General features: G+C 72.4%; 25 protein-coding genes. 14 read left to right on the plus strand and 11 right to left on the minus strand.

The genetic code is table 11. The features are described from left to right. Positions 1–123 precede the first annotated feature (123 nt). A complete protein-coding gene (locus ACZ69M_RS05820; protein WP_470046969.1) occupies positions 124–789 on the minus strand; it encodes a TetR/AcrR family transcriptional regulator in 666 nt (221 codons plus the stop codon). A 165-nt stretch (positions 790–954) separates the two neighbouring features. On the opposite strand from ACZ69M_RS05820, the gene ACZ69M_RS05825 reads away from it, so the two are divergent. Beyond that, complete coding sequence (locus tag ACZ69M_RS05825) at positions 955–1719, plus strand: SDR family NAD(P)-dependent oxidoreductase (RefSeq protein WP_470046971.1); 765 nt, start codon at positions 955–957, stop codon at positions 1717–1719. Positions 1720–1757: 38 nt separating this feature from the next. On the opposite strand, the gene ACZ69M_RS05830 is transcribed toward ACZ69M_RS05825, so the two are convergent. Beyond that, positions 1758–2444 carry a glycoside hydrolase family 75 protein gene (locus ACZ69M_RS05830; RefSeq protein WP_470046973.1) on the minus strand — a complete coding sequence of 229 codons (687 nt, stop codon included), beginning with the start codon at positions 2442–2444 and terminating at the stop codon, positions 1758–1760. Positions 2445–2851: 407 nt separating this feature from the next. On the opposite strand from ACZ69M_RS05830, the gene ACZ69M_RS05835 reads away from it, so the two are divergent. From ACZ69M_RS05835 to ACZ69M_RS05845, 3 genes are all read left to right on the plus strand, one after another. Beyond that, positions 2852–3856 (plus strand): fibronectin type III domain-containing protein, encoded by a 1005-nt coding sequence (locus ACZ69M_RS05835; protein ID WP_470046975.1) that lies wholly within the window; start codon positions 2852–2854, stop codon positions 3854–3856. A gap of 21 nt (positions 3857–3877) precedes the next feature. Next, on the plus strand, positions 3878–4810 hold the full coding sequence (locus ACZ69M_RS05840; protein ID WP_470046977.1) for a LysR family transcriptional regulator: 933 nt from the start codon (positions 3878–3880) through the stop codon (positions 4808–4810). 305 nt (positions 4811–5115) lie between these two features. Beyond that, positions 5116–5691 carry a hypothetical protein gene (locus ACZ69M_RS05845; RefSeq protein ID WP_470046979.1) on the plus strand — a complete coding sequence of 192 codons (576 nt, stop codon included), beginning with the start codon at positions 5116–5118 and terminating at the stop codon, positions 5689–5691. Between the two features lie 88 nt (positions 5692–5779). Here the strand turns inward: ACZ69M_RS05845 and ACZ69M_RS05850 are convergent, their stop codons facing one another. From ACZ69M_RS05850 to ACZ69M_RS05860, 3 genes are all read right to left on the minus strand, one after another. Further along, positions 5780–6322 (minus strand): PadR family transcriptional regulator, encoded by a 543-nt coding sequence (locus ACZ69M_RS05850; RefSeq protein WP_470046980.1) that lies wholly within the window; start codon positions 6320–6322, stop codon positions 5780–5782. Positions 6323–6387: 65 nt separating this feature from the next. Beyond that, the gene (locus ACZ69M_RS05855; protein WP_470046982.1) at positions 6388–8403 is read right to left on the minus strand and encodes an NADPH-dependent 2,4-dienoyl-CoA reductase; all 2016 of its coding nucleotides are present in this window, start codon (positions 8401–8403) and stop codon (positions 6388–6390) included. Between the two features lie 175 nt (positions 8404–8578). Further along, entirely contained in the window at positions 8579–9364 is a 786-nt protein-coding gene (locus ACZ69M_RS05860) for a putative protein N(5)-glutamine methyltransferase (protein WP_470046984.1), read from the minus strand. A 306-nt stretch (positions 9365–9670) separates the two neighbouring features. Here ACZ69M_RS05860 and ACZ69M_RS05865 point away from each other — a divergent pair, with 306 nt between their 5' ends. Next, positions 9671–10087: a MarR family winged helix-turn-helix transcriptional regulator gene (locus tag ACZ69M_RS05865; RefSeq protein ID WP_470047537.1), complete on the plus strand. Its 417-nt coding sequence runs from the start codon at positions 9671–9673 to the stop codon at positions 10085–10087. Positions 10088–10117: 30 nt separating this feature from the next. On the opposite strand, the gene ACZ69M_RS05870 is transcribed toward ACZ69M_RS05865, so the two are convergent. Both ACZ69M_RS05870 and ACZ69M_RS05875 read right to left on the minus strand, forming a co-directional pair. Continuing rightward, positions 10118–10870, minus strand: coding sequence for a GNAT family N-acetyltransferase (locus tag ACZ69M_RS05870; protein ID WP_470046986.1), 753 nt, complete (start codon positions 10868–10870; stop codon positions 10118–10120). After that, positions 10867–11787, minus strand: coding sequence for an NADP-dependent oxidoreductase (locus tag ACZ69M_RS05875; RefSeq protein ID WP_470046988.1), 921 nt, complete (start codon positions 11785–11787; stop codon positions 10867–10869). Before ACZ69M_RS05875 ends, ACZ69M_RS05870 begins: the two co-directional genes overlap by 4 nt. Positions 11788–12010: 223 nt before the next feature. On the opposite strand from ACZ69M_RS05875, the gene ACZ69M_RS05880 reads away from it, so the two are divergent. Both ACZ69M_RS05880 and ACZ69M_RS05885 read left to right on the plus strand, forming a co-directional pair. Next, positions 12011–12616, plus strand: coding sequence for a sulfite oxidase-like oxidoreductase (locus ACZ69M_RS05880; protein WP_470046989.1), 606 nt, complete (start codon positions 12011–12013; stop codon positions 12614–12616). 4 nt (positions 12617–12620) lie between these two features. Continuing rightward, positions 12621–13376 (plus strand): ferredoxin reductase, encoded by a 756-nt coding sequence (locus ACZ69M_RS05885; protein ID WP_470046991.1) that lies wholly within the window; start codon positions 12621–12623, stop codon positions 13374–13376. 56 nt (positions 13377–13432) lie between these two features. On the opposite strand, the gene ACZ69M_RS05890 is transcribed toward ACZ69M_RS05885, so the two are convergent. Further along, complete coding sequence (locus tag ACZ69M_RS05890) at positions 13433–14275, minus strand: universal stress protein (protein ID WP_470046993.1); 843 nt, start codon at positions 14273–14275, stop codon at positions 13433–13435. A 244-nt stretch (positions 14276–14519) separates the two neighbouring features. On the opposite strand from ACZ69M_RS05890, the gene ACZ69M_RS05895 reads away from it, so the two are divergent. The 3 genes from ACZ69M_RS05895 (at position 14520) to ACZ69M_RS05905 (ending at position 18481) form a co-directional block, all read left to right on the plus strand. Next, a complete protein-coding gene (locus tag ACZ69M_RS05895) occupies positions 14520–15104 on the plus strand; it encodes an Rv1733c family protein (protein ID WP_470046995.1) in 585 nt (194 codons plus the stop codon). Positions 15105–15245: 141 nt separating this feature from the next. Continuing rightward, complete coding sequence (locus tag ACZ69M_RS05900) at positions 15246–17135, plus strand: CdaR family protein (protein ID WP_470046997.1); 1890 nt, start codon at positions 15246–15248, stop codon at positions 17133–17135. Positions 17136–17515: 380 nt separating this feature from the next. Then, complete coding sequence (locus tag ACZ69M_RS05905; RefSeq protein ID WP_470046998.1) at positions 17516–18481, plus strand: acetylxylan esterase; 966 nt, start codon at positions 17516–17518, stop codon at positions 18479–18481. Between the two features lie 29 nt (positions 18482–18510). On the opposite strand, the gene ACZ69M_RS05910 is transcribed toward ACZ69M_RS05905, so the two are convergent. Beyond that, the gene (locus ACZ69M_RS05910) at positions 18511–19560 is read right to left on the minus strand and encodes a phosphatidylinositol-specific phospholipase C domain-containing protein (RefSeq protein WP_470046999.1); all 1050 of its coding nucleotides are present in this window, start codon (positions 19558–19560) and stop codon (positions 18511–18513) included. Between the two features lie 196 nt (positions 19561–19756). Between ACZ69M_RS05910 and ACZ69M_RS05915 the strand changes: the two genes are divergently transcribed. The 3 genes from ACZ69M_RS05915 (at position 19757) to ACZ69M_RS05925 (ending at position 22737) form a co-directional block, all read left to right on the plus strand. Continuing rightward, positions 19757–20926, plus strand: coding sequence for a serine hydrolase domain-containing protein (locus ACZ69M_RS05915; RefSeq protein WP_470047001.1), 1170 nt, complete (start codon positions 19757–19759; stop codon positions 20924–20926). Between the two features lie 171 nt (positions 20927–21097). Continuing rightward, the gene (locus ACZ69M_RS05920) at positions 21098–21838 is read left to right on the plus strand and encodes a GntR family transcriptional regulator (RefSeq protein ID WP_470047003.1); all 741 of its coding nucleotides are present in this window, start codon (positions 21098–21100) and stop codon (positions 21836–21838) included. A gap of 65 nt (positions 21839–21903) precedes the next feature. Beyond that, a complete protein-coding gene (locus ACZ69M_RS05925) occupies positions 21904–22737 on the plus strand; it encodes an alpha/beta hydrolase (RefSeq protein ID WP_470047005.1) in 834 nt (277 codons plus the stop codon). Positions 22738–22756: 19 nt separating this feature from the next. Here ACZ69M_RS05925 and ACZ69M_RS05930 read toward each other — a convergent pair whose 3' ends face one another. Next, positions 22757–23647, minus strand: coding sequence for a class I SAM-dependent methyltransferase (locus ACZ69M_RS05930; protein ID WP_470047007.1), 891 nt, complete (start codon positions 23645–23647; stop codon positions 22757–22759). A 54-nt stretch (positions 23648–23701) separates the two neighbouring features. Here ACZ69M_RS05930 and ACZ69M_RS05935 point away from each other — a divergent pair, with 54 nt between their 5' ends. Beyond that, positions 23702–25297, plus strand: a complete 1596-nt coding sequence (locus ACZ69M_RS05935; RefSeq protein ID WP_470047009.1) for an alpha-amylase family glycosyl hydrolase — start codon at positions 23702–23704, stop codon at positions 25295–25297. Here ACZ69M_RS05935 and ACZ69M_RS05940 read toward each other — a convergent pair. Then, on the minus strand, positions 25294–25992 hold the full coding sequence (locus tag ACZ69M_RS05940) for an alpha/beta fold hydrolase (RefSeq protein ID WP_470047011.1): 699 nt from the start codon (positions 25990–25992) through the stop codon (positions 25294–25296). The genes ACZ69M_RS05935 and ACZ69M_RS05940 overlap by 4 nt on opposite strands. Positions 25993–26045 lie beyond the last annotated feature (53 nt).

Below are 26045 nucleotides of genomic sequence, written 5' to 3' on the forward strand. Positions count from 1 at the left end.
CGCCGGAAGGCCTGAGCACCGGCCCGGGAGGCCTGAGCACTGCGCCGGAAGGCCTGAGCTCTGGGGCACGAAGGCCTCGTCGGCCGGGCTTCGACCGGGGGCGACCGGCGCCCGGCCCAGCCCTCAGGCGAGCCCTTCCGCGACGATGGCGAGGGCCGAGCGCACGGTCGACACCAGTTCGGCCTGCGCCACCGCGGGGTCGGGCTGCTCCTCGTCCGTGCGCCACGCGTAGTGCTCGACCGCCGTGCGCAGGGCGCTGTTGAGCATGGCGGCCTGGATCTCCGAGCGCAGGTCGACGGCGGGCAGGCCGGCCCGGTCGGCGAGGGCGCGGGCAAAGGCCGGCTCGGCCTCGTCGTGCGCCTGGAGCCAGACGGCGCGCAGGCCCGGCTCGGTCCGGGTCAGTCTCATCAGCGCCCGGATCTTGGGGGGGTGCGGTGGGGGCATCGAGGGGTCGCCGGTCGTGACCGCCCGTTCCAGGGCGTCCTCGAGCGGCCGGCCGGGGCGCCATTCCCGCAGGGAGGCGGCTATCGCGTCGATCCCGGCCGCGAACAGCGGGCTCACACAGCTTTCCTTGCTCGGAAAGTAACGCCACACGGTCCGCGCGGAGACCCCGACGGCCTGCCCGATCTGCTCCCCGGTGGTCGCGGCCACCCCATGGGCGACGAACAGTTCCACCGCGGCGCGGGCGATCTCCAGCCGGATCTCGGCCTTGCGCCGCTCCGTCAGCGGCGGGCGGCCCGTACGGCCGCGGCCCCGGCCGGGGGGTTCGGTGATCGCGCCGTCCGGCACTGGCGACTCCCTCGACTCGACGACGGGCGGTTGCCGCCCGGGGCTGCCGCGATTCTAACGATCTCGAAAACGGCTCCAGACTTTATGTCATTGAGAGACATTAAGTCGTACTGTGTGGCGCACGACGACCTCGTCGCACCACGCACGCACTTCTGGGAGCACGTCATGAGCACCACTGGACTGGCCGGCCGCAGCGTCATCGTCACCGGAGCGGGCTCCGGAATCGGGCGGGCCACCGCCCTGGCCTTCGCCGCCGAGGGCGCCCGGGTCCTGGTGGCCGACCTCAACGTCGAGGGCGCCGAGAAGGTCGTCCAGGAGATAACGGCGGCCGGCGGCACCGCCGTGGCCGTGACGGGCGACCTGAGCGAGCAGGCCGTGGTCGACCGGGTGACCGCGACCGCCGTGGAGCAGTTCGGCGGGGTGGACGTGCTGGTCAACAACGCCGGGATCATGGACCGCATGTCGGCGGCCGGTGAGGTCGGGGACGCGGAGTGGGAGCGGGTGATCCGGGTCAACCTCACCGCCCCGTTCCTGCTCACCCGGGCGGTGCTCCCGCACATGCTGGAGGCGGGCAAGGGCGCCATCGTGAACACCGCCTCCGAGGCGAGCCTGCGCGGCAGCGCCGCGGGCGCCGCGTACACCGCCTCGAAGCACGGCATCGCGGGCCTCACCAAGTCCCTCGCCGTGACGTACCGCAACAAGGGCATCCGGGCCAACGCCGTCGCCCCCGGCGGCACGAAGACCGCCATCACCGTGGACGCCGACCGCGACGCCCTCGGCCCGCAGGTCCTCGCCTCGTACATGGGCAATGTGGGCACCGCGGCCGAGGCCGAGGAGCAGGCCGCCGCCATCCTGTTCCTCGCCTCCGACGCGGCGAGCAACATCAACGGCGCGATCCTGCCCGTCGACAACGGCTGGTCGGCGGTCTGACGCCCTCGAGCACCTGAAGCAACCGCCACCGCGGCCGCTCAGCCGCCGCGCACGAACTCCCGGGCCAGTCGCTCACCCGCCGTCACTGCTGCCGGGTGATCCTCGATGGGCGACACCCGGGAGTTCTTGAAGGCGATGTAGGTGACCCCGGAACCCGTCCCGCCACCGTGCGGGTCGGGGCGGATACCGAGCGCCTTGGCGGTGGCGTAGGAGGCCTCGCCGATGATGTCGCGCGGTCCGATGTCGCCGACCACCGCGTACTGGACCCGGTCCCGGTAGATCACCGCGACCACCGAGCCGCCTCGGATGCCGTGGGCGCGGTGGTCCCAGATGTCGCTGGGTGCGGGCACCACGACGTACGGGAGGGTCTCGGAGCTCAGATACCGCCCGTCGGACTGCTGATACGCGGTGATCCCGGAGAAGAGCGCATCGGTCCGCTCGTTGCACACGAGACCGGGGCGGCCGTCGCAGTCAATGTCCATGTCAGCCTTCCAGAACACCGCGCTCCGCGTGCCGCAGACGGGAATCTCGGCGCGGCTGCCGTCGTCGGAGCGATAGCGCCCCTTCGAGACGGGCACGCAGTCCCGGACCTTGGCGAGCAGATCGGCGGCGCGCACGCTCCCCTCCCGCACCGCCACGGGCGGGCCCGGACGGGCGGCGGGAAACGGGACGGGAGCGAGCAGGGCCACGCTGGCCGCGGCCAACGCCAGCGACTGAACACGCACGATAAAAGACCCTCTCCTGATGGACATTGACGATCGTTCGGCAAAATTTGGCGTGTTTCTGACGATGCGTCCACTGGGAAGGGGCCGGACGGCGCACAACGGGGGCACGGCGGGTACACGGCGAATTCGGCGATTACACGGTGGATTCGCCGAGTGCATTGCGGCCGAGAGCCCGAGCCGTGGTGGACCCGGGCCTCTCGACCGCCCTCGCCGGCGCGGCATCAGCGACGACAGCGGTCCGCGCCGTGGGCACGAACTCCCCTGCCGAGAGGGTGAGTTCACACCGCGTCAGGCATCAGCATACGTAGCCCGAGGACGGTCCGACGAACGGCCAGCGCCCCCTTGATGTGGCCGCGTCAGCCGTGTCTTATAGGTACAGACCAATCCCGTCGAGGGAAGGCAGGCCCGTGCGACGCGTTTCCCTTGGATTGATCTGCGGCTCGCTGCTCGTCCTCACCGCGTGCGGAGGAGGTGCGGGAGCCGACGCCAGCGGCGAGCGGCTGCCCCCGGCCCCGATGGGAGTCACCGCGACGGCGGGCAGCGCGACCAGCGTGCACGTCATGTGGAACCGCGTCTCCGGGGACGTGAAGGTCACCGGTTACGAGGTGTACCGCGGCACCACACGGGTCGAGCGGGTCCCCGGCGACGAACACATGGTGGACGTCACCCGACTGACCCCGTCCACGAAGTACGTCTTCACGGTCCGCGCCCTGAACACCGACGGGAACCCCGGACCCCTCAGCGAGCCCGTGCGCGCCACCACACCGGTCGCGGCCGCCGCCGACCGCACGCCCCCGACCCGTCCCGGACGCCCGCACGGCAAGGCCGTCGGGAGCCGGGCGGCCCAACTGGAGTGGGCGGCGTCGACGGACGCCCGGGGCGTGGTCTCGTACGACGTCTACCAGGGCGGCTCGAAGATCCACAGCGTGGGCGGCGGACAGACGGCGACCGTTGTCACCGGGCTGAGACCCGGCACGGCGTACGCCTTCACCGTGCGAGCCCGCGACGCGGCGGACAACCTCTCCCCCGCGAGCGCCGTCGTCCGGCTCAGCACCGCGCCGGGCGCGGACGACGGCCGCGGCACCGCGCCGACCGGGTTCCGCGCGACGTCCCACCGCACGGACGGGGCGTACTACCTCGACCTGTCCTGGCTGCCGCCGCGCACGGACGGGGTGATCACCGAGTACCGGATCGACCTGGACGGCCGCCAGGCGACCTCACTCGTCTGGGGCGGCACACCGCCCAGCGGCAGGGCCACCTACAGCTTCTACGTGGGACGGGAGGCCGGGATCGCGTACCGGGTGCGGATCAGCGCGAAGCTGCCGGACGGCACCTGGGGCGGGTTCTCGGCGGAGCGGACGGTGACGACGGGCTCTGCCACGGGTGGGAACGCCGGCAGCGCCCCGAAATAGGCGAACCGTAGGCTCACCCCTGTGCCCCATAGCGAACCCAATACCTCGACGGCTCCCCTGGACATCTCCCTGCTACGCACCTTCCTCGCCGTGCACCGCGCGGGGTCGTTCACGGCGGCCGCGCGGCTGCTCGGTCTGTCCCAGCCGACGGTGACGACGCAGATGCGTGCGCTGGAGGAGCAACTGGGACGGGAGCTGTTCGAACGGCAGCCACGGGGCGTGGTGCCCACCTCGGTGGCGGACGAACTCGCCGCGGAGGTCGCCGCGCCCCTGGACGCGCTCGTGGCGGTCGCGGACCGCCGCGGCGCCGGCGCCGACCAGCCGCCGGACCCGGTACACCTGGCGGGCCCGGCCGAACTGCTGTGCACGCGCGTCCTGCCCGCGCTGGCGCCGCTGACCGCACAGGGCATACGTCTGCGCGTCACTCCCGGCCTCACCGACGAACTGCTGGAGGGACTGCGCGGCGGCCGCTTCGACCTGGTCATCGCCACGACCCGGCCGCGCGGTCGCACCCTGACCGCCGTGCCGCTGATGGACGAGGAGTTCGTGCTCGTCGCCGCCCCGTCGTGGGCCGAGCACATCGACCCGGCCCGAGTGGCGACCGAGGGGCCGACCGCGCTGCACGGGGCACCCCTGGTGACGTACGCCGAGGATCTGCCCATCGCCCGGCGCTACTGGCGGCACGTGTTCGGCGTACGGCTGACCGGCCAGGCGTCGATCACGGTGCCCGACCTGCGGGGCGTACTGGCCGCGGTGGTCGCGGGCGCCGGGATCACCGTGCTCCCCCGCTATCTGTGCCTCGACGCGCTGGCCTCCGGTGCCCTGGTGCCCCTGCTGTCCCCCGAGGAACCGCCCATCAACACCGGGTACCTCACTCAGCGGCCGGGCGCGTCGGACAACCCGCATGTGGCGGTTGTCCGAGAGCGGTTGCTTCAAGCGGGTCGCACGTGGTGATGACGGAGAGCGGGTAGCAGATAGGAGATGACAGATGACGGATAACAGATGACAGATATCGCTATCCGTCAGCTGTCATCCGTCAGCTGTTATCCGTCAGCTGTCATCGGCCATCCGCACGGAGAGAATCACCAACGAATCGCGGGAATTCATCCGCCGGACGAACGAATTCGTCACCTGCCCGGTCCCCGTCCACGTGCGCCCCGAGCCGGCGGCGCATTGGCTCTCCCTGAGGCAGCACGGCCTTTCCAATCCTCGGCGGCGCATGGGATGTACCGCCAACCGTGCCGCTGGAGGGCAGTCCTATGCGTACTTCTCAGATATTCCTTCGCTCCGGCCTGACCGTGGCCGCCGTCGCTGCGCTTCCGCTCACCCTCACCGCTCCGTCGGCGGCAGCCTTCGGTTCGGGGATCTCGGTGAGCACCAGCGGGTCCAGCGTCTCGGTCACCACCAATTCCTGCCCGAGCAAAGGCAGCAGTTTCGGCAGCGCCTCGCTGCTCGCCAATGGGCAGGTGAACTTCTCCCAGGGCCGCCAGATGCCGTTGTCCGGAACGAGCACCACTCAGTCGGCGGTCTGGTCCAACGTCAGCGCCGGCACCTATACCGTCATCGTGGTCTGCCAGGACGGGACGACGGCCGGTACGCAGTCCGTCATCGTCTCGACCAGCGCGGTCCCCAAGGTCACCAAGACCCCGAGGATCTCCTCGCCCTCCTTGCCCTCCTTGCCCTCCACGCCGTCACGCGGCGTGCTGGGCGGTCTGGGCGGGGCCACCAAGGACTACAGGACCGCCACGCTGGTGGGCGGCGGTGCGCTGGTGGCGTCGGGCGTCCTGACAACGGCCTGGTACCTGCGCCGCCGGGCCAAGCCCCACCGGCTCTGATCCCGGGGTCCGTCGCACCGGTGGCCGTCCGTCCGAATCCGGTGACTCCGGTCCGTTGGACGGCCGACTCCGGTCGAGGGGACGGCCCCTACCGCTCGTCGAGGTGCTCGAACTCGTCCAGCGCATGCGTCAGCCACTGGGTCCAGAACGTCTCCAGGTCGATCCCGGCCCGCAGCACCAGATGCCGCAGCCGGTCCTGGGGAGCGTCCTTGCCGGGCGGGAAGTCGCGCTCCTGGATCTCCTCGTACTCGGCCAACTGCCTTTGGTGCAGGTCGAGATGACGTCGCAGGTCCGTCGCGATGCCCGCGGTGCCGACGACGGCCGAGGCGCGCAGCCGCAGCAGCATCGTGTCCCGCATGGGCTTCGGGTCCTGGGACGCGGAGGTCCAGCGGGCCAGTTCGTCGCGGCCCGCCGGCAGCACCTCGTAGCTCTTCTTCTGTCCCCGGGCCGGCTGCTGGGACGGCAGGGCGCGGATGTAGCCCTCGGACTCCAGTCTTCCCAGCTCGCGATAGATCTGCTGATGCGTCGCCGACCAGAAGTAGCCGATCGACTTGTCGAACCTCCGGGTCAGTTCGAGGCCCGACGACGGCTTCTCGAGCAGGGCGGTGAGGATCGCGTGCGGGAGTGACATGGGGTCATCCTAGGGACGCCGGACCGAGGCCCCGGGCGCGACCGCTCCGGCCGCGGCGCGACCGGTCACAGCGCCGCCGCCAGCTCCGTGCCCTGCTTGATGGCGCGCTTGGCGTCCAGCTCGGCGGCCACGTCGGCACCGCCGATGAGGTGCACGCTGCGCCCCGCCGCGGACAGTTCCTCGTACAGGTCGCGGCGCGGGTCCTGGCCGGTGCACAGCACGACGGTGTCGACCTCCAGGACCTGGCTGTGGCCCTCGACGGTGACGTGCAGTCCGGCGTCGTCGATCCGGTCGTACTGGACGCCCGGGACCATGGTGACGCCCCGGTGCTTGAGCTCGGTGCGGTGGATCCAGCCGGTGGTCTTGCCGAGTCCGGCGCCGACCTTGGAGGCCTTGCGCTGGAGGAGGTGGACCGTGCGCGGCGGGGCGGGGCGCTCGGGTGCGGCGAGGCCGCCGGGTGCCTGGTAGTCCATGTCGACGCCCCAGTGGCGGAAGTACGTCGCAGGGTCCTCGCTCGCCTTGTCGCCGCCGTCGGTCAGGTACTCGGCGACGTCGAAGCCGATGCCGCCGGCGCCGAGGATCGCGACCCGGTCGCCGACGGGGGCGCCGTCGCGCAGGACGTCGAGGTAGCCGAGGACGCTGGGGTGGTCGACGCCGGGGATCTCGGGGGTGCGCGGGCTGACGCCGGTGGCGACCACGACCTCGTCGTAGGCGGCGACGTCCTCGGCGGCGACGCGGGTGTTCAACCGGACGTCCACGCCGTGCAGTTCGAGCTGGGTGCGGAAGTAGCGGATCGTCTCGTCGAACTCCTGCTTGCCGGGGACCATGCGGGCCACGTTGAGCTGGCCGCCGATCTCGCTCGCGGCGTCGTAGAGGGTGACGTCGTGGCCGCGTTCGGCCGCGGAGACCGCGCAGGCCAGGCCGGCGGGCCCGGCGCCGACGACGGCGACGCGCTTGCGCAGCCGGGTCGGCGCGAGGACGAGCTCCGTCTCGTGGCAGGCGCGCGGGTTGACGAGGCAGGACGTGATCTTCCCGCTGAAGGTGTGGTCGAGGCAGGCCTGGTTGCAGCCGATGCAGGTGTTGATGGCCTCCGGCTGCCCGGCCGCCGCCTTGGCCACGAAGTCGGGGTCGGCGAGCATCGGTCGGGCCAGCGACACCATGTCGGCGTGGCCGTCGGCGAGCAACTGCTCCGCGAGTTCTGGGGTGTTGATGCGGTTGGTGGTCACCAGGGGGATGGAGACCGCGCCCATGACCTTCTTGGTCACCCAGGTGTAGGCGCCGCGCGGCACGGAGGTCGCGATGGTGGGGATACGGGCCTCGTGCCAGCCGATGCCGGTGTTGATGATCGTCGCTCCGGCCGCCTCGACGGCCCGGGCGAGTGTGATCACCTCGTCCAGGGTGGAGCCGCCCGGCACCAGGTCCAGCATGGAGAGCCGGTAGATGATCATGAAGTTCTCGCCGACGGCCTCGCGCACGCGCCGCACGATCTCGACGGGGAAGCGCATGCGGTTCTCGTACGAGCCGCCCCAGCGGTCCTCGCGCTTGTTGGTCTGAGCAGCGATGAACTCGTTGATCAGATAGCCCTCGGAGCCCATGATCTCGACGCCGTCGTACCCGGCCCGCTGTGCGAGCTCGGCGGCGCGGGCGTAGTCGTCGATGGTCCGCTCGACCTCGGCGTCGGTGAGCGCGTGCGGCGGGAAGGGGCTGATCGGGGCCTGCAGGGCGCTCGGGGCGACCAGGTCCTGGTGGTAGGCGTAGCGCCCGAAGTGCAGGATCTGCATCGCGATCTTCCCGCCTTCGCGGTGCACCGCGGCGGTGATCTCGGTGTGCTGCTCGGCCTCCGCCTCGGTGGTCAGCTTCGCGCCGCCCTCGTAAGGCCGTCCCGCGTCGTTGGGCGCGATGCCGCCGGTGACGATGAGGCCGACGCCGCCGCGGGCCCGGGTCGCGTAGAACTCCGCCATGCGCTCGAAGCCTCGCTCGGCCTCCTCCAGGCCCACGTGCATGGAGCCCATGAGCACGCGGTTGGGCAGCGTGGTGAAGCCCAGGTCGAGCGGGTTCATCAGGTGCGGGTAACGGCTCATCGGGCCCTCCGTGGCGGTGTCGTGTGTCTGTTGTAGACGACGGACAGCGCCTTATGCAACTAGTTGCACAATGACGGAGGTCACTCGCCGAGGGCCGGCCCCGCTCCGTGGCGACGGCCGGCCCCGCTCCGTGGCGACGGGCGGGCCCGGGTGTCCGCCGAGCCCGCCTCGCAGGTCAGGTCGCCCGCGGCGGCCTGGTGCCGATCACCACGTTCGCGTACAGCTCGTCGGAGACGGCCAGCGTGGCGGTCAGACCGCCACGGGCGAAGGCCTCGACGGCCGCGGGGGCCTGGCGCTCGCTGGTCTCGACCAGGAGGCAGCCGCCCGGGGCCAGCCAGCGGGGCGCCTCGGCGGTGACGCGGCGCAGGACGTCGAGGCCGTCCGCGCCGCCGTCGAGGGCGACGAGCGGTTCGTGGTCGCGGGCTTCCGGCGGCAGCAGGCCGACCTCGTGCGTGGGGACGTAGGGCACGTTGGCGGTGAGGACGTCGACCCGGCCGCGCAGGGCGTCGGGCAGGGCATCGAACAGGTCGCCCTGGTGAACGTGCCCGCCGAAGGGTGCGACGTTGCGGCGCGCGCAGCGCACGGCGGCCGGATCGATGTCCGCGGCGTGAAGTTCGGGCCCGCCGAGGGCGGCGGCCAGTGCGGCACCCACCGCGCCGGAGCCGCAGCACAGGTCCACGACGAGGGCGGCGCCGCGCGCGCGAGCCACCGCCTGGTCGACGAGGAACTCCGTGCGGCGGCGGGGTACGAAGACGCCCGGCTCGACGACGACGCGCAGGCTGTGGAACCGGGCCCAGCCGAGGACGTGTTCGAGGGGGAGACCCGAGACGCGCCGGTCCACCATGGCGGTGACCTCGTCCGGGGTGCGGGCGGTGGAGAGGATCAACTCCGCCTCGTCCTCGGCGAAGACACAGCCCGCGGAGCGGAGCGCGGCGACCACGGAATCGGAAAGAGGGGGCATGAGAGCCGAGAAGCCTTTCGGTGAGCCGAAGGGCGCTCTCGCGGTCACCTACAGGCGGCGATCCGCAGGGTCCTGAGGTGAGAGCACCCGACCTGACACAGCGGTAATGGGTCTCACCTCCTCGGCAACTCCCGGGCTGGGGCGGTCCGCAGCCAGGACGGTCACCTTACAGGAAGGGCCCGACGGCGTGGGAGGTGCTCCCTCGCCTCGCGCCGGTCGCGGACCTTCAAGTTGTACTGTGCAACTAGAGAGGAAGGAGCTCCCGTGAATGCAGCCGACGCGTCCGTCGAGACCATCCAGCGCGAGATGACGGCCTTCGCCCGCCGCGCCCGGGCGTCGGCGGGGCGTATGCATCCGGAGCTGTCGCTGGTCTCGTACACCCTGCTGGGTCATCTGGAGGAGAGCGGCGGCTGTCGTGCCACCGACCTCGCCGCGCACTACGCCCTGGACAAGTCCACGGTGAGCCGACAGGTGGCGGCGCTGGAGCGGGCCGGGCTCATCGAACGCCGAGTCGACCCCGAGGACCACCGGGTGCAGGTGCTCCAGCTGACGGAGGCGGGCACCCGCATCCTCGCCCAGGTCACCGAGAGCCGTCGGATCGCGTTCCGTGAGCGGCTCGCGGACTGGCCGGCGGCGGACCTGGAGCGGTTCGCCGCCTACCTGGTGCGGTACAACACGGCGGCGGCCGGGGAATCGCTCGCCGCGCAGGCCTCCGGGAGCTGAGGCTTCACCACCGGAGGCCTTCGGGAGCCGTCAACGGACCCCCACGGCCTGGCCGTCCGTCAGATGCTCCGGAACCCGTGCCGCCATGAACCGCGTGCTGCGGCGCAGCTTGAAGCCCAGGGACTCGTAGAGCCGGATGGCGTTGGTGTTGCTCGCGGCGGTGTGCAGGAAGGGGGTCTCTCCGCGTTCGCGGATGCCGTGTGCCACAGCCAGGATCAGGCGGGTGGCGAGCCCCTCGCCGCGGAAGTCCGGGTCGGTGCAGACCGCGCTGATCTCGGTCCAGCCCGGCGGGTGCAGCCGCTCCCCCGCCATGGCGATCAGCGCGCCGCCGCGCCGGATGCCGAGATAGGTGCCGAGCTCGACGGTGCGTGGCAGAAAGGGGCCGGGCCTGGTGCGCTCGACGAGGTCCAGCATCTCGGGTACGTCGGCGGGGCCGAGCCGCACCGCCTCGGCGTCCGGCGCCGCGGCGAGTCCGTCGTCGACGAGCTGGACGCCGTCCAGGCTGAAGGTCACCTCCCAGCCCTCCGGGGTCGGCCCGTTGAAGCCGGCCAGCGGGGCCTCGCCGCCGGGGCCGACGAGGACCGCGAGGTCCGCCCAGTCGTCGTCCGTCGGGTCGTCGGGCAGGGCCAGCCACGGCGACACGTCGACGGGATAGCGCAGGACGTGTCCCCGGCGTTCGGCGAAGTGCGCGTGCGGGCCGGTCAGCGAGGCGAGGGCCGGGTTGTCCAGCGGGTGCGTGGCGTCGGCCGGCGGACGGGGGCTCGTGATGCGACGGTCACTCATCGGGCGACCTCGATCACGATCTTGCCGCGGGCGTGGCCGTCCTCGACCGTGCGCAGCGCCTCGGCGGCCCGGTCGAGGGGAAAGGTCCCCGTCACGAAGGGCCTCAGCCGGCCGTCGACCACCAGGCGCGCCACCTCGTCGAGGACGGCGGCGGTGCGGGCCCGTTCGACAGGGCCTCCCCCGAGCCGGGCGGCGGTCTCCCGGTCGGCGCCGGTGATCAACTTCGTACGGTCGTCCAGCAAGGTCGCCGCGGCTTCCAGCACCTCGCCCCCGACCAGGTCGAAGACGGCGTCCACTCCGTCCGGAGCGGCGGCCCGCAGCCGCTCGGCCAGTTCCGGCCCCGACGGGACGTGCACGGCCCCGAGCTCCTCGACGAAGTCCTTCTTGCCCTCGCCGGCGACGCCCACCACGGTGAGTCCGAAGGCGCGCGCGATCTGCGTGGCCGCGACACCGACGCCACCGCCCGCACCGGTGATCAGCACGGTCGCGCCGGAGGGCAGGCCGAGCTGGTGGATCCCGTCGTACGCGGTCGCCGCGGCGACGGGCAGGGCCGCCGCGTCCGTGAAGGAGAGCGCGGCGGGCTTGTGGGCGGCGGTCGCGGTCGGCAGCAGGGCGTACTCGGCGTATCCGCCGGCCACCGGGTTGCCGAAGACCTCGTCCCCCACGGTGAAACCGGTCACGTCGGGACCGAGCTCCTCGACGACGCCCGCGACCTCGTTGCCGAGCACGGCGGGGAGCGCGCGTGCCCCGGCGCCGGGGCGGGCGAATCCCGTCCGCTGCTTCCAGTCGACGGGATTCACGCCCGCCGCGCGGACCGCCACGAGTACCTGGCCGGGGCCCGGGCTCGGCCGGTCCTGTTCCACCAGGGCCTCGGTCTCCGGTCCGCCGTACCGGGTGAAGACGTACGCCTTGGGCATGTGCTTCCTCGCTCTCCTCGTGCCGCACCGCGGGCGGCACTATCGGCAAGGAAGATCACGGCGCGGCTATTCCCGGGCCCCGGGAGAGTTCATACGGCCGCAATGGTCGGGATCCCGCCCGGGCGCGGAGCACGGCCCGCGGGCACGTACGGTTGAATGCGTAAGCACCGATCACGCTCGATCCGCGGGCCGCCGCACCCGACGGCCTGGAGGCACCACCGCCATGAACGTCACCCGAGCCTTCACCGGGCGCCCCCGCGTGGACAACGCCGGACTGCCGCCCGGCCAGTACGACGCGGGCGACGACTGGCCCGTCCTGTCCGCCGAGGTCACCCCCGACCTGGCACCCGCCGACTGGACCTTCCGGGTCGACGGGCTGGTGGCCGAGCCGCGTACCTGGAGCTGGGAGCAGGCGCACGCGCTGCCCGCCTCGGCGTACGAGGGCGACATCCACTGCGTGACGAGCTGGTCGAAGTTCGGGGTGCGCTTCGGGGGTGTCTCCCTGGACGCGTTCCTGGACACCGTGCGCCCGGACGCGTCCGCCACCCACGTGGTCGCCTACTCGCACACCGGGTACACGACGAACCTCCCGCTCGCCGACATCACCGGCGGTCGTGCCTGGATCGCCTGGGAGTACGAGGGGAAGCCGCTGCCTTGCGAACACGGCGGCCCGGCGCGGCTGATCGTGCCGCACCTGTACTTCTGGAAGAGCGCCAAGTGGATCGCCGGCCTCAGGCTCCTCGACCACGACGAGCCGGGCTTCTGGGAGCAGAACGGCTACCACGCACGCGGCAACCCCTGGGAAGAACAGCGCTACTCCGGTGACTGAGACGATGACCGACACGTTCGTACCGCCCACCCGGTTCGCCGTGCCCGGGCGGATCGCGGTGAGCAACCGGGCCGCCGCCACCTGGCAGAGCGCCACGCTCACCGAGATCCGCCGGGAGACGCCGGGCGCCGCCACCTTCCGGTTCGCGGTGCCGCAGTGGACGGGGCATCTGCCCGGGCAGCACCTGATGTTGCGGCTGACCGCCGAGGACGGGTACGTGGCGCAGCGTCACTACTCCCTCGCGTCGCCGCCCGACGACACCGGGCACATCGAGCTCACCCTCGACCACGTCGAGGGCGGCGAGGTCTCCGGCTGGTTCCACACGGTGGCCAAGCCCGGTGACTCGGTCGAGGTGCGCGGTCCGCTCAGCGGGTTCTTCGCCTGGCCCGGCGACCGGCCCGCGCTGCTCGTCGGCGCGGGCTCCGGTGTCGTACCGCTGATGTCGATGCTGCGCCACCACCGGGCCCGCGCACTGGACGTGCCGCTGCGGCTGCTCGTCTCCGCGCGTGGCCCCGAAGAGCTCATCTACGCGCGGGAGTACGGCGCCGAGACCACGCCCGTCTTCACGCGCACCGCACCCGAGGGGATGGCCGTGGGACGGCTCGCGGCGGCGCATCTGGCGCCGCTGCTGGCCGAGCGGCCGCCCGGTGGGTGGGAGGCCTATGTGTGCGGCTCCAACGGGTTCGCGGAGCACGCCTCGCGGCTGCTGGTGGAGGCCGGGCAGCCGGTGGACCGCATTCGGATCGAACGCTTCGGCTGAGACGTCCTCTTCCGACGAACCCGGTCGGCCGAGACGTCCTCACCCGTCGAACCCGGTCAGTCGTGCGGAACGACCGCCACCGGGCAGCCGGCGTGCCGGATCAGCGACCGCGCGGCGCGGCCGGGGCCCCGGCCCGTGCGGCGCCCGACGACCAGCAGACCGGCTCGCGCGGACGCTTCCAGCAGACGGGGGCCGGGATCGCCGTCGACGCGGTGTTCGCGGACCGTGGTCCCGGGGAACCTGTGGCGCCAGAGCCGCAGTGTGCTGGTGGGCAGGGTCCACGGGTGCACCACGTACAGCGGCGCCGAGCGCACGGCGGCCGTGTCGAAGGCGTAGCCGATCAGGTCGTCGGCCGAGGCGTCCGGATCGAGTCCGAGGACGACCGGCAGGTAGGGCGCCGTACCAGGCGGTGAGCCGTCGACGACGGACACCCGTTCGTCCTCGGGGAGTTCACCCGCGCGCACCAGGACGACCGGGCGGTCGGCGCGGGCCGCGACGCCGAGGGCGACCGAGCCGACCGGGAATCCCGCGCTCCCCGTACGGCCGCGCGAGCCGAGGACCAGCGTCTCGGCCTCGACGGCCGCGGCGAGCAGCGCCGGGACGGCCGGTGCCGGGGTGCGGCGGGCGATGATGTCCAAGGCCGGGTGGGCGTAGGAGAGTTCGATGGCGGCCCGGTCGAGTGCGGCTCGGGTGCGCCCGGCGGGAACGTCGATGTCGTCGTTGTAGTCGATGTCGTCGGTGCCGAAGAGGCCGCCGGAGACGGCCGGTTCGGTTCCCGCGTGCAGCAGCCGCAGGGGGAGCCGGCGGCGCTGCGCCTCGCGGGCGGCCCAGTCGGCCGCGTCCAGGCTGGGTCGCGAGCCGTCGATGCCCACGGTGATCGTCCGTGTGCCGGTGCTCATGGCTTCCGCCTTCCCCGGGGGTGCGACCGCGGGCAACTGTCCTTCGTGCGGGGGTCGGTTACGCGCCATTGTGCGTCGAGTGCTGCTGGATGGGCACAGGTCATGGTGACTCCTGTTCGCTGCGCGGAGTGGTTCGCGGGTTCCACAGGAGGCGCGGATCAGTCACGCCGGGTGAGCCGAATCGTCCCGGTGCGGGGTCCATTCGGCCCATCGGAAACGGAACCCTGAAGGCGAGGAGGTGAAGATGCGTACCCGGGTACGCGGTTGGCGCTGGCGCCGCAATCCGCTGCGCCGCCGCTCGGACGTCGTCGAGGCGTGGACGGTACTGGCCGTCGCCGTGCTGTTGTTCGCCGGTGCGCCGCTGGCCGGAGCCGCTGTGGGGTGGTGGCGGTACGACAGCGCACAGGCACGGGCGGCGACGCAGCGGGCCGAGCGGCAGCGGGTGAGCGCCGTACTCGTCGAGACCGCGCCCGCGGCGGTGCCCTCGCCGCAGGGTGCCAGGCTGCCCACGTTCCGGGTGAAGGTGCGCTGGACCGAGCCGGGCAAGGGGCCCCGGACCGGTGAGGCCCTGGTGCCGGCGGGCGGGCAGCCCGGCGACCGTGTCGCCGTCTGGCTCGATGCGCGCGGCCGGAACGTCGGTCCGCCGGTGAGCACCGGCGCGGTCTGGCAACACGCGCTGACGACGGGCGTGTCGACCGCCGCGGGGGTCGTGACCGTCGTACTCGCCTGGCACTTCGCCGTACGGCGGATCGCCGCGCGTCGCCGACTGGCCGAGTGGGAGCGGGAGTGGGCGCGTACGGGGCCCGAGTGGCGACGGCACGCGGCTTGATGGCGGGGGTACCACCCGGCTTGACGGCCCGGGGTGCCACCCGTCCCGCGACTTTTTCGCGCACCCCGTACTGCGGTCCGGCGGCCGACGCGCCTACGGTGTCGACAGCGGCCGGTGCGCCATCGACACGGGAAGGACGCCATGCCCACGCTGATCAACCTGTGCGAGGAGCCCGACTTCTGTCTTCGGTTCGTCAACGGGGGCCCGATGGCCGACCGCGCGGTCGATTCCGTGCGCGCCCTGTCCCTGGCCGCGACCGCGGGCGGCGCGCTGGGTGATGTGAGGGACGCGCTGGTGGTCATCGGTGACTTCTGGGCTTCCGGGCGGACGTCCGTGCACGAGGAGGTCGAGCCGTTGCTGCGTGAGTTGTCGCGGCAGCGGGCCGCCGGACTCGCGGTGGTGGTCGGGCAGCACGGCGCGCAGTCCGTTCCGGTGGTGATCCGCAGCTCGGCCGTCCGCCTCGGCGTACCGCTGCTGACCACGACGAAGGAACTGCACGACTGGCACGAACTGATCCCTCGGCTGCGCGAGTACCGCTACCGGCAGGCCGAATGGCACGCCGATCAGCTCACCGCGCTGCTGAACCGGCTTCCGGACCGGCTCGCCGACGCGCACACGGCCCCGGATGCGGACACGGACGCGATGCAGCGGATCGCGGACTGGCTGGCAGCCGCGGTGGACGCCGAAGTGGTGGTCAGTGATCCCCTGCGCGGTGTACTGGCCGCGGCGCCCGACGTCCTCACCCGGCAGTCCCCGCGCACCGCCTTCCCCCGGGCGCGGACGGAGTCGCTCCCGCTGAGCACCGCCGGTTCCGGCGCGGTCCTGTCGGTGACCCCTCGCCGTCCGCTCGACGACGTGCGCACCGAGTTGCTGGGGCACGCGGCGAAGGCGCTGGGTCTCATCGACCGGACCCGGTTGCCCGACCAACTGGCGGAGACCCGGCGCGAGGTGCAGCTGAGCGTCCTGCAACTGCTCATGGTGGGTGAGGAGGTGGCGGCCCAGCGCGTGCTGGCCGGCCTCGCACCGGGGCTGCTGGCGACCGAGTCGGTGCGTGTCCATGTGATCGACTGCGCGCGGGAGGACCGCGAGGTGGCGCTCCGGCAGGCGGAGGACGCGCTCGCCGGACGCGCGCTGCTGGCGCGGTGCCCGGTGTTCAATCACCTGATCGTGGTCGATCCGCTCCAGCCGGACGAGGACGCTCCGGGCGGTGTGTGGCACACGCTGGAGGGGGTCGTCGCCGCGCTGCCCGGGCACTGCATGGGCGGCAGCCGGGTGTACGCGCTGAGCAGTGTGGCGGACGCGTACACGCAGGCGGCCGGCACCCTCGTGACGGCGCGCCGGACGGCCGGCCGGGTCGCGCTCGCCGAACAGCGTGCCGACCTGATGGACGTCCTGCCGCCGGACACGGCCCGACGGTGGGCCGGCACACTGCTGCGCCCGGTGCTCACCCTGCCGGCCGGGCAGCGCGAACAGCTGGTACGGACACTGGAGTTGGGGCTCGAGTTCCCGCACACGGCCGTCGGCCGACTGCTCGGCATCCACCGCAACACGGTGACGCACCGCATCAGCAAGGGCTTCGGTCTGCTCGGCCTCGACCGCGGCCAGGTCCTGAACCGGGTGGTGGTCTCCACGGCGCTCCAGGTAGTCGTGAAGTACGGTCATGACGCGCACTCGGCCGACCCGGCGGCGGACTTCACCGCGATGGTGTCCGCTCCGGAGGTCCGCGCCTGGGCCGACTCGTTCCTCGAGCCGCTGCGGGCCGACCGCCGCGATCTGCTGCGCACGCTCCGGGTCTGGCTGGAGAACGACACGCACACCGGGCGGACGGCCGCCGCGCTCGACGTGGCACCGGTGACGGTCCGCAGTCATCTGCGGGCCGCCGCGCCGCTGATCCAGCGCCATCTGCCGGTGGGCCCGGACGAGACGGACTCGCTCGACGGAAACGAGCACGAGCAGGCGCTCAGCGGCGTACGCCCGCTGGCGTTCGCGCTGCACGCGGGCACCGGCCGCCCCTCCCTGCCGGCCGCCTGAACCCGCCCCGCACCGGCGCCGGACTGTGCACCGGTGGGGGGCGCGCCTGCCCTCTTGTGCACCGGAACGGCTCCCGTCCGCCCCGGCGGCGCGTCCGGCCGCCCGACTGTGCACGCGTGACGTGGCGGGGCGGGACGGCGCTTCCTAGCGTGGCGCTCGCCCGCCCGACGCCGTGTCGGGGCGGCGCGAAGGAGGTCGCCGTGAACGCCAACCGCTGGTCGCGCAAGAGTGAGGACGAGCGGGCCGGGCGACGTGACTGCGGGTGGTCCGTGGCCCTGGCCCTCGGACCCGGTGACTGACCGCAGGGAGGTCTGGCGGCCCTACGGCGTCACACGTACGGTGTGATCATCCGCACCCGTGACGTCAAAAGGTGGTCCTTCATGGCCCAGTTCGACCTCCCCCTCGACGAGCTTCGCGAATACCGCAGCGCGTCCGCCGAGCCCGAGGACTTCGACACCTTCTGGGCCAAGACCCTGCAAGAGACGCGGGGGCACGACCTCGACGCCCGCTTCGAACCCGTCGAGACGCCCCTCAAGACGGTCAAGGTGTACGACGTGACGTTCGCCGGGTTCGGCGGGCACCCGGTCAAGGGCTGGCTCACGCTGCCCGCCTGGGCGAACTCCGCCCTGCCCACGGTCGTCGAGTTCGTCGGCTACGGCGGCGGTCGCGGCCTCTCGCACACGCATCTGTTGTGGGCCTCGGCGGGCTTCGCGCACTTCGTGATGGACACCCGTGGTCAGGGCAGCGCGTGGGGCGGCGGCGAGACCCCGGACCCGGTGGGCAGCGCACCCGCGTACCCCGGTTACATGACCCGTGGCATCGACGCCCCCGAGAACTACTACTACCGCCGGGTGTTCACCGACGGTGTGCGCGCGGTGGAGGCGGCCCGCTCGCATCCGCTGGTGGACGCGGAGCGCGTGGCGGCCGTCGGCGGGAGTCAGGGCGGCGGGATCACGATCGCGGTGGGCGGTCTGGTCCCCGACCTGGCCGCGATCGCGCCCGACGTGCCGTTCCTGTGCGACTACCCGCGTGCGACGACGCTGACGGACCGGCACCCGTACCGGGAGATCGGCAACTATCTCAAGACCCACCGCGGCCGCACCGAGGACGTCCTGCGCACGCTGTCCTACTTCGACGGGGTGCACTTCGCGGCGCGCGGGCGGGCGCCGGCCCTCTTCTCGGTCGCGCTGGAGGACCAGACCTGCCCGCCCTCCACGATCTTCGCGGCCTTCAACGCCTGGGACCACGAGGACAAGAAGATCGAGGTCTACGACTTCAACGACCACGAGGGCGGCGGCCCCTACCAGGAAGCGGCCAAGCTGGCCTGGCTGCCCGCGCACCTCTGACGCGGCCGTGGAGTGGTGACGGCCGGCGCTCAGCCCGCCGTTCCGCGCGGTACGACCGTCGACAGGACCGCGGGCAGGGGGTACCAGTCGGCCGAGACCACGCTGGCGTGCTGCCGGGCGAGGAGGGCGACGCGGTCCAGGGCCTGGGCCTGGGTGGGGTTGGTGGCGTCGATGGCCGGGGGCACGTTCTGGCCGTCGGTCATGACGACGAGGTAGTGGCGGTCGTCGTACCAGGCGGTGTCGATGGTGCCGTTCGCGTAGGTGGCGGCGTCGCCGTCGAAGATCACGAACCAGGGGCGGATGGTCGGGTCCGTGTAGCGGGTGCGCGGGTCGCCCGTGGCCGCGTTGTGGACGGCGGGGAAGGCGGCCGCCTCGCGCAGCCGCCCGGCCGCGGCGAGGTCGCGGAGGTGGGTGGCGTACTCGCGGTCGGTCCAGAGCGAGTCGAGGGGGTTGCCCTCCTCGACGGTCCCGGGGATCAGCTCCACCATGAACTTGCCGGCGAGGGCCGAGCGGGCGGGCCAGCCGTCGGCGCGTACCGCCGAGTCGAGGTCGGCGTGGGAGCCGACGATGTCGGCGGGGCGCAGCAGGGCGTCGCCGAGCTTCGCGGTGAGCAGGGCGTCCAGCTGGGCGGGTCCGCGGCCGTTGTTGGCCTGGAAGCCGTCCTTCATCTCGATCTTCAGCTGGATCGGCCGGTGGCCCGGGTGCGCGTCGTGCCAGGCCTTGATGTCGGAGAGACAGCCGGCGAGGTCGCGGTTGCGGGACTTGGTGCGCAGTTCGGAGGCGTTCGCCGCGTTCTCGCAGTTGTTGTCGTTGCCGATCGGATTGCTGTGCGAGACGCGCCAGGAGGCGCCGAACACATTGGTCCACACGTCGAGTTCGAGCATTCCGGCGCCGGAGTCCAGCGCGTCGGCGAAGTAGGTGTACTTGGCCTTGTCGTAGGAGTTGTGGACCCCGACCGAGGTGCTGGCGGAGTACGAGAGGTCCGCGGCGGTGGCGCCGGGGGCCGTGGTCAGAGCGAGGGCTCCCGCCATCGCCACCGCGATCCCGGTGCGCGTCAACACCCTCACATGTCTGTACATGCTCCCCTGCCTCCTGCGTCTCGGTGGTCAACCGACGTGCAGCGTAGGGGTGTTGGGTGACATCCGGAAGATCCCGCGGTGAAGGACGACGGGCGACGACGACACGTGCGCAAGACGGATGCCGTCACACCGCTTCCCTCCAGTCCGACCAGTCGGTACGTTCGGGTCCGGAGTCCCGATGGATGACGGAGGTCCCATGACACAGCCCGCGCCGCCGCGCGTTCACGGCCACTGCGACGCCCGCTTCGCGGCGGTGCGCACCGCGTTCGAGGAGAACTTCCGGGATCGCGACGAGCTCGGCGCGGCCGTGACCGTCACGCTCGACGGCGAGACGGTGGTCGACCTGTGGGGCGGCTGGGCGGACGCGGCGCGCACCCGGCCCTGGGAGCGCGAGACGCTGGTCAACGTCTGGTCGACGTCCAAGGGCCCGACCTCGCTGTGCGCGCACATCCTGGCCGATCGCGGGCTGCTCGACTTCGACGCCCCGGTGGCCGCGTACTGGCCGGAGTTCGCGGCGGCGGGCAAGGAGTCCGTGCTCGTACGGCATCTGCTGTCGCACCGCGCGGGGCTGGCCGGGCTGCGCGAGCCGCACGACCTGGCCCAGCTGTACGACTGGGAGCTGACCGTGGAGCGGCTGGCGGCGCAGGAGCCGTGGTGGGAGCCGGGGACCCGGTCCGGGTACCACGCGCTCACCTTCGGCCATCTGGTGGGAGAGGTGGTGCGGCGGGTCTCCGGGCTGCGGCCGGGGGCGTTCCTGGAGCGGGAGGTGACCGGGCCGCTCGGGATCGACTTCACCATCGGGCTGCCGGAGAAGGAGGCCGAGCGGGTGGCCGAGCTGGTGCATCCGCCGGTCGCGTCGCGCAGTGAACAGGCGGCGATCTTCGCCCAGCTGGCGCCCGCGGCGGTCGCCGCCCTCGCCAATCCGCTGGTCGGCGCCACCGAGGCCAACACGGACCGGTGGCGGGCGGCCGAGATACCGGCGGCCAACGGCCACGGCACGGCTCGCGCGATCGCCGCGCTGTACGGGATCTTCGCCGGGCGCGGGGCGTACGGCTCCCGGCAGGTGCTCTCCCCACAGGCCGCGGAGCGGGTGCGCGAGGGGCAGGGCAGCTGCCGGGACCTGGTGCTCGGCGCCGGGTTCGAGCACGAGACGGAAACCGGCCTCGGGCTGTGGCTGAGCGGGCCCAACGGCTCCTACGGTCCCAACCCGAGGGCTTTCGGACACGACGGCTTCGGCGGCTCCTGCGGTCTCGCCGACCCGGAGTCGGGCCTCTCCCTGGGGTACGTCATGAACCGGATGGGCCCGCACATCGCCGACGACCCAAGGAAGATGGCGCTCGTGGACGCCCTGTACAGCGCGCTCTGAGCGCGCCCGCGACGCCCGGCGGGTGCGGGCTGAAACCGGCCGAACCGGCCGACCGCCCTTCCCTCGTGGTTTAGACCAATGCTAGATCTGGTGGCGCACAGAGCCCGCACGGCTACTTCTTGTCACCACGATCAGCACGCTCACCACGGTCACCTCTCAGGAGGCGCGGACATGGCCCGCACCACCAGTCCAACCAGCACTCACCCGTCCGACCAGGAGCCCCGCTACGCGCGGATCGCCGCGCAACTGCTCGGCGAACTGCGCGACGGGACGGTTCCACCCGGTGAACGACTGCCGGGAGAAAGGGAGTTGGCCTCACGCTTCGGCGTCAGCCGCGAGACGGTGCGGCAGGCGCTGCAGCGGCTGCGGCGCGACGGGCTCGTCTCCACCGACCGGCGCGGCAGCCACGCCACCCTGCCCGGCACCACCGCCGAGCACATCCCCTCGCTCGACTTCCCCGTCGGCGCGCACACCGCCGAGCCGTGCGCCGTCCACCGCGCCAGCATCACCTGGGAGGCTCCCCCGCCCGAGCACGCCGAGGCACTGGGGCTCGCGCCGGCCCGGCCGACCCTCGTGCATCGCTACGAGTCGGCCGCGGCGGACGGCAGCGGACTGCGTACGGCCTTCACCTCGTTCTCCGCCGTCGCCGTGACCGAGGTCGAGGAACTCGCCCGCTACCGCGACCGCGCGGACGGCTCCGCGTCGGCGCAGCTGCGGCGGGCCTACGACTGGATGCGCAAGGCCGGGCTGACCCTGCACCACCGGGACGCGATCACACGGCTCCCGCAGTCCGTGCGGGTCACCCGGCGCGTGCACGACCAGTACGACCGGCTCCTGGAGATCACCGAACTGGTGGTGGAGGCACAACAGGACGCCCTGGTCTACGAGTTCGTACTGCCGGCGGCGGGGTGAGACCGGTCCGGGGATGCAGTCACGTGACAGATCCCAGGAGCGCCGTACGCGACTACGTTCGAGACATGACCACCAACGACGCACAGCAGATCGAGCGGGCCAACTCCACGGGCCGCCTCCCGGTCGTCTTCGTCCACGGCCTGTGGCTGCTGCCGAGCAGCTGGGACCGCTGGACCGCGCACTGCGAGCAGGCGGGCTACGCGCCGGTCTCCCTGTCCTGGCCCGACGACCCCGACACGGTCGAGGAGGCCAACGCCCACCCGGAGGTCCTCGCCGGCAAGACGGTCGGGCAGGTCGCCGACCATCTCGAGACGCTGATCGGCGGCCTGGAGAAGAAACCGGCGGTCATCGGCCACTCCTTCGGTGGGCTGCTCACCCAGATCCTCGCCGGCCGGGGCCGGTCCGCCGTCTCGGTGGCGATCGACCCGGCACCGTTCCGGGGTGTGCTGCCGCTGCCGGTCTCGTCGCTGCGCTCCGCCGCCCCGGTCCTGGGCAACCCGGCCAACCGGCACCGGGCCGTCCCGCTCACCTTCGACCAGTTCCGCTACGGCTTCGCCAACGCGGTGAGCGAGGAGGAGGCCAAGGAGCTGTACGACACGTTCGCCGTACCCGCGCCGGGCGCCCCGCTCTTCCAGGCCGCCACCGCGAACTTCAACCCGTGGACCGAGGTCAAGGTCGACACGGAGAACCCCGACCGCGGCCCGCTGCTGATCATCTCGGGCGAGAAGGACCACACCGTGCCGTGGGCGATCGCGAACGCCTCGTACAAGAAGCAGCAGCACAACCCGGGCGTCACCGAGATCACCGAGATCCCGGGCCGTGGACACGCGCTGACCATCGACCACGGCTGGCAGGAGGTCGCCGACACCGCGCTGGAGTTCGTCCGCCGCTTCGCCTGACCTCCCGCGACAGCGCGGGTCAGCCGGAACCGGAGGCGGCGTCCGAAGCGGCGGCGGAGGCACCGCCGCTTCGGGTGGCCACGACCATCCGGCAGCGCGGGCTGCCGTCACGCCGCCACCCGAACTCGGGCAGCGCCAGGAGCTCCACCTCGAACCCCGCCCGCCTCAGCTCCCGCTGTACGTCGCCGAGCCGGAACGCCCGGTAGTACATGACGAACGGTGGCCGCCAGACGGCGTTGCGCACCCGCATCGCCGTGTCGAAGCCCAACAGGGCCCAGTACCAGGGCGAACTCGGGCGCGGCGGGGCCGTGACGGGGAACGCGAAGCGCCCGCCCGGTCGCAGTGCGGAGTGGACCTGGGCGAACAGACCCGGCAGCTCGCGCGGCAGAAAGTGCCCGAACGCGCCGAAGCTGACCACGAGGTCGAAGACGGGGCCGAAGGGCAGGGCACGCGCGTCACCCCGTACCCACGCGAGGCGCGGCGGCATCCCCTGGTCCGCGCCCTCGTACGATCCGGGGCTCGCCCCCGCTCGCGCGCCGGGCCGCGGGCGCGTCCGGGCGCCGGGGAGCGCGACCCCCGGCGCGTCCGCTTCGGTACGCTTCAGTCCCCCCGTACCCGTCCGCTCCCGCCCCACGGCCAGCATCCCCGCGCTGATGTCGACCCCGGTGACCCGACCCCGGCACAGTCCGCTCAGCACCTCCATGCCCGCGCCCGTGCCGCAGCACAGGTCGAGACCGTGGTCGAACGGGCCGATGGGGAGCAGTGCACGGGCCACGGCGTCGAGGATCGCGTCCGGAGTCCGGAACGGCGTGTGATCGAACTTGGGTGCGAGCAGGTCATAGCCGTGCTCGACGGAGGACAGTGCCTGCGTGGCCAGTTCGCGGAGGGTGGGACCTTGCGGGGTGAACATCGCTCTCAGCTTAGGGGCAGCGCGCGCCCCGGGCGCCGGTCTAGGGTCCCGTTCATGACTTCGTTCCGTCCCGCCCCCGCCTGGCTGGCCGACGCCGTCTTCTACCAGATCTATCCGCAGTCCTTCGCCGACTCGAACGGCGACGGCATCGGCGACTTCAACGGGATCGCCGAGCGCCTCGACCACCTCGCGTGGCTGGGCGTGAACACCGTGTGGCTGAACCCGTGCTTCGTCTCACCGTTCCGCGACGCCGGGTACGACGTCAGCGACTACCTGGCCGTCGCGCCGCGTTACGGCTCCGTCGACGACCTGGCCAAGCTGGTCGACGAGGCCGGCCGGCGCGGCATCCGGGTCCTGCTGGATCTCGTGGCAGGGCACACCTCCGACGAGCACCCGTGGTTCAAGGCCGCCGCGCACGATCCGGCCGACGACCGGTACATCTGGGCGGCCGAGGGCCGTCCCGACGGCTTCGTCCCCTCCCCCGGCACCCGCCCGGGCGCGTACCTGCCGAACTTCTTCGCCTTCCAGCCCGCCCTCAACTTCGGCTACGCGCGGACGAATCCGGCCGAGCCCTGGCGCCTGCCGGTCGACGCCGAGGGGCCGCGCGCCAACCGGGCGGCGCTGCGCACGATCATGGACCACTGGCTGGGTCTCGGCCTGGCCGGCTTCCGTGTCGACATGGCCGCCTCGCTCGTCAAGGACGATCCGGACAAGACGGAAACCGCCAAGGTCTGGGCCGAGTTGCGCCACTGGCTGGACGGCGCGCATCCGGACGCGGTGCTGCTCTCGGAGTGGGGCGAGCCGGAGGTGTCCGTCCCCGCGGGCTTCCACGCGGACTTCTTCCTCCAGTTCGGCGGCCCCACCGACGGCCTCGCCCTGCGCTCGCTGTGGAGCAACGGCGAGGGGACGGTCAACGAGAGCTGGGACCCGCTCGACTGCTTCTTCGACCGGAGCGGCCGGGGTTCGCCGCGCCCCTTCCTCGAAGCCTGGGAGAAGGCGTCCACCGCGCTCGGCGCGAGCGGTTTCATCTCCCTGCCCACCGCCAACCACGACTTCTCCCGCCTCAACTGCGGCCCGCGCACACCCGAGCAGCTGCCCGCCGCCTTCGCGTTCCAGCTCACCTGGCCGACGCTCCCGGCGATCTACTACGGCGACGAGATCGGCATGCGCTACCTTCCGGGCCTGCCCGACCAGGAGGGCAGCGTCCTCGGCCCTCGCTACAACCGCGCGGGCTCCCGCACCCCGATGCAGTGGGACGAGGGCCCGAACGCCGGTTTCTCCACCGCCGCGCCGGACCGCCTCTACCTCCCCGTCGACCCGTCGCCCACCCGCCCGACCGTCGCCGCCCAGCGCGCCGACGAGGCCTCGCTCCTCCACCTCGTACGCCGCCTCATCACCCTGCGCACCCACACCCCGCAGCTCGGCTCCCGGGGCTCGGTGGAGGTGCTGCACGCCGGCCATCCGTTCGTGTACCTGCGCGGCGGAAGGTACCTCGTGGTCATCAACCCACGGGAGCGCGAGGCGAGTTGCGCCTTCGACGGTGCCCGCATCGGGGTGCCCCTGGAGGCCGACGGGGTCACGGTGAACGGCTCCACGATCACCGCCGAAGGCTTCGCCTACGGCGTCTTCGATCTGGGCCCCGACCGCTAGTCGCCGTCCCTGCCCTCGTCCAGGAACGCGCACACCGCCTCCGTGAACCGCTGAGGCGCCGCGCTGTGGATGAGGTGTCCGACGGGGATCGTGACGACTCGCCCGCCGGGGACGCGGCGGGCGAGTTCGGCGATCCCGTCCTGCGGCACATGGCTGGCGGGTCCGCCGGCCAGTACCAGGGTGTCGGCGGTGATCCTGCTCAGCCCCTCGAGCCAGGCCGGGTCTGGCGTGTCGATCTGCCTTCTGACGGCCACCACCATGTCCCAGTCGAAGGTGAGCTCGCCGTCCGGCCTGGTCGGGGTGGTCCTCTCGCGGGGCCGCGGAACCGGCACGTCCTCCAGGACGAGCCGGCTCACCCGCTCCGGTCGCTCCTGCGCGAGCAGGTAGGCCACGACACCGCCCATGGAGTGTCCGATCAGGTCCACCGTGCCGAGTCCCAGGACGTCGAGGAACCGGAGCACGTCGGCACGCATGAGTTCGAGCGAGTACTCCCCCGGCCAGTCGCTCCGCCCGTGGCCGCGCAGATCGAGAGCGTACACCCGTCGTCCGCGGGCGAGGGCGGGCATGACCTCGGCCCAGTCGGTGCTGTTCTCGCCGAGCGCGTGCAACAGGACGAGGGGCGGAGCGGACTCCTGCCCCCACACCTGGCAGACGAGCCGGACCCCGCCCCCATCGACCGTAAGGTGATCAACCATGCGGGAGAGGATATGCGTCGGCCGTCGCCCGCCGGGCACCGGCGTCGGACGCC

The organism is Streptomyces sp. NPDC107454 (genome assembly GCF_055582885.1).

Excerpts from the sequence above, each read along its gene's own strand:
- ACZ69M_RS05825 (WP_470046971.1), top strand. The coding sequence starts at position 955 with ATGAGCACCACTGGACTGGCCGGCCGCAGCGTCATCGTCACCGGAGCG.
- ACZ69M_RS05935 (WP_470047009.1), top strand. The coding sequence starts at position 23,702 with ATGACTTCGTTCCGTCCCGCCCCCGCCTGGCTGGCCGACGCCGTCTTC.
- ACZ69M_RS05855 (WP_470046982.1), bottom strand. The coding sequence starts at position 8,403 with ATGAGCCGTTACCCGCACCTGATGAACCCGCTCGACCTGGGCTTCACC.
- ACZ69M_RS05860 (WP_470046984.1), bottom strand. The coding sequence starts at position 9,364 with ATGCCCCCTCTTTCCGATTCCGTGGTCGCCGCGCTCCGCTCCGCGGGC.
- ACZ69M_RS05880 (WP_470046989.1), top strand. The coding sequence starts at position 12,011 with ATGAACGTCACCCGAGCCTTCACCGGGCGCCCCCGCGTGGACAACGCC.
- ACZ69M_RS05895 (WP_470046995.1), top strand. The coding sequence starts at position 14,520 with ATGCGTACCCGGGTACGCGGTTGGCGCTGGCGCCGCAATCCGCTGCGC.
- ACZ69M_RS05875 (WP_470046988.1), bottom strand. The coding sequence starts at position 11,787 with ATGCCCAAGGCGTACGTCTTCACCCGGTACGGCGGACCGGAGACCGAG.
- ACZ69M_RS05885 (WP_470046991.1), top strand. The coding sequence starts at position 12,621 with ATGACCGACACGTTCGTACCGCCCACCCGGTTCGCCGTGCCCGGGCGG.
- ACZ69M_RS05940 (WP_470047011.1), bottom strand. The coding sequence starts at position 25,992 with ATGGTTGATCACCTTACGGTCGATGGGGGCGGGGTCCGGCTCGTCTGC.
- ACZ69M_RS05920 (WP_470047003.1), top strand. The coding sequence starts at position 21,098 with ATGGCCCGCACCACCAGTCCAACCAGCACTCACCCGTCCGACCAGGAG.
- ACZ69M_RS05905 (WP_470046998.1), top strand. The coding sequence starts at position 17,516 with ATGGCCCAGTTCGACCTCCCCCTCGACGAGCTTCGCGAATACCGCAGC.
- ACZ69M_RS05910 (WP_470046999.1), bottom strand. The coding sequence starts at position 19,560 with ATGTACAGACATGTGAGGGTGTTGACGCGCACCGGGATCGCGGTGGCG.
- ACZ69M_RS05915 (WP_470047001.1), top strand. The coding sequence starts at position 19,757 with ATGACACAGCCCGCGCCGCCGCGCGTTCACGGCCACTGCGACGCCCGC.
- ACZ69M_RS05865 (WP_470047537.1), top strand. The coding sequence starts at position 9,671 with ATGACGGCCTTCGCCCGCCGCGCCCGGGCGTCGGCGGGGCGTATGCAT.
- ACZ69M_RS05900 (WP_470046997.1), top strand. The coding sequence starts at position 15,246 with ATGCCCACGCTGATCAACCTGTGCGAGGAGCCCGACTTCTGTCTTCGG.
- ACZ69M_RS05870 (WP_470046986.1), bottom strand. The coding sequence starts at position 10,870 with ATGAGTGACCGTCGCATCACGAGCCCCCGTCCGCCGGCCGACGCCACG.
- ACZ69M_RS05850 (WP_470046980.1), bottom strand. The coding sequence starts at position 6,322 with ATGTCACTCCCGCACGCGATCCTCACCGCCCTGCTCGAGAAGCCGTCG.
- ACZ69M_RS05925 (WP_470047005.1), top strand. The coding sequence starts at position 21,904 with ATGACCACCAACGACGCACAGCAGATCGAGCGGGCCAACTCCACGGGC.
- ACZ69M_RS05845 (WP_470046979.1), top strand. The coding sequence starts at position 5,116 with ATGCGTACTTCTCAGATATTCCTTCGCTCCGGCCTGACCGTGGCCGCC.
- ACZ69M_RS05930 (WP_470047007.1), bottom strand. The coding sequence starts at position 23,647 with ATGTTCACCCCGCAAGGTCCCACCCTCCGCGAACTGGCCACGCAGGCA.
- ACZ69M_RS05890 (WP_470046993.1), bottom strand. The coding sequence starts at position 14,275 with ATGAGCACCGGCACACGGACGATCACCGTGGGCATCGACGGCTCGCGA.